General features: G+C 61.8%; 2 protein-coding genes. One reads left to right on the top strand and one right to left on the bottom strand.

Annotated elements, in window-relative coordinates; all coding sequences use genetic code 11:
• Positions 1-108 precede the first annotated feature (108 nt).
• Positions 109-540: a nuclear transport factor 2 family protein gene (locus tag AAFX91_RS41645; RefSeq protein WP_165421504.1), complete on the bottom strand. Its 432-nt coding sequence runs from the start codon at positions 538-540 to the stop codon at positions 109-111.
• Between the two features lie 201 nt (positions 541-741).
• On the opposite strand from AAFX91_RS41645, the gene AAFX91_RS41640 reads away from it, so the two are divergent.
• Positions 742-1329, top strand: coding sequence for a PadR family transcriptional regulator (locus tag AAFX91_RS41640; protein WP_130583570.1), 588 nt, complete (start codon positions 742-744; stop codon positions 1327-1329).
• Positions 1330-1410 lie beyond the last annotated feature (81 nt).

Here is a 1410-nt window from a genome sequence, read left to right as displayed (position 1 = left end):
GCGCGAAACTACTTCGCCGTCGTCGCCATTGCCGCCACTCTGCTCTGGATAAGGTAACTGTCCACACGGCCTAGACCTTTCGGTGTTCCGGGAAAGCGATTATCGGGATCAGGACTGCGACTTAGGCTGCGACTTGGCGGCGCTGGCCTCGCCGGCCTGCCGCATTAGCTCTTCTCCCATCAGCCGGTGCAACAGGTTGATCGCCTTCAGCGGGCGCACCATCACCTTGAGATGCGTGATCCGTCCCTCCGCATCGAAGGTGATGATGTCGACCCCGTTGATCTTGATGCCCTCAATCTCGTTTTCGAATTCGAGCACCGCGCCGTTATCGCTGCGCCATTCGCCCCGATACGTGAAGCCGGGGCCGCCCAGCACCTTTTCCGCGCTCGACAAATATTTGAAGGTGATGTCACGTCCGCACTGCGGCGTGTGTACGACGGGGCTTTCGAATACGGCGTCGGGGTGAAGCAGATCCCAGAGCGCTGCGCGATCATGGGACTTCATGTAGGCGTACCACTTGTCGAGGCCGGTCATTGTCAAAGACGTCTCCTCTTGGCGGAACGTGCAATGGCCCGACCATGGCGCGCCGTTTAGTCTTGACCGTCAATTATGCACATTGACGCATATGCGCCTATGTGCATAAAGTCAAGGATGCTGGACGAGTGAGCAGGATCCGGACAAATGGGCGCCTGTCCTCCGACAGTATCCTGCTCAAGCAAACCGGAGAGGGAGTGGCGACCCGTGGCGCTGGGTGACGCGATCCTCGCATGCCTGACCGAACGTCCGATGACGGGCTACGAGCTCGCCAAGACGTTCGACGCGTCCATCGGCTTCTTCTGGAAGGCCGACCATCAGCAGATCTATCGCGAGCTTTCCAAGCTGCGCGACCGCGGCCATGTCCAGGCCCGCGAGGTGGTCCAATCCGGCAAGCCCAACAAGCTGGTTTACACGCTGACCCCCGAAGGCAAGGCGGCGCTACGGCACTGGGCGGCGCGTCCGAGTATGCCGGCGTCGATCAAGGACGATCTCCTGGTGCGGCTCTACGCGCTCGACAGCGTCGATATCGAACCGCTGCGCACCGACCTGATGGCGCGATTGGAACACCACCGCGACCGCTACGAGCGCTACGAGCGCCTCCTCAACAAGCGGTTCCCGCAAGGTGTCGCCTCGCCGGCCGATATGGGCAAGCTGCTCGGGCTTCGCATCGGCCTTCGCCATGAGCAGGTCGTGGCGGAGTGGTGCGAGGAGGCCATCGAGGCCCTCTCCGCCCTGACAAACCGGGTAACCGTTCAGCCACTCAAAGCGGGCCACGGCGACGATAAGGCATAGGAATCTCTCCCCGTCGTCCCGGGCTTGACCCGGGACCCATATGTGGACGGCCCCCGTGGCACAAGAGCTTTTGAGGTGATC

Source organism: Bradyrhizobium sp. 31Argb, from assembly GCF_043638955.1.
Taxonomy (GTDB): domain Bacteria; phylum Pseudomonadota; class Alphaproteobacteria; order Rhizobiales; family Xanthobacteraceae; genus Bradyrhizobium.
Note: the sequence above shows the minus strand (reverse complement) of the source record. Positions and strands in the feature narration are given on the sequence as shown.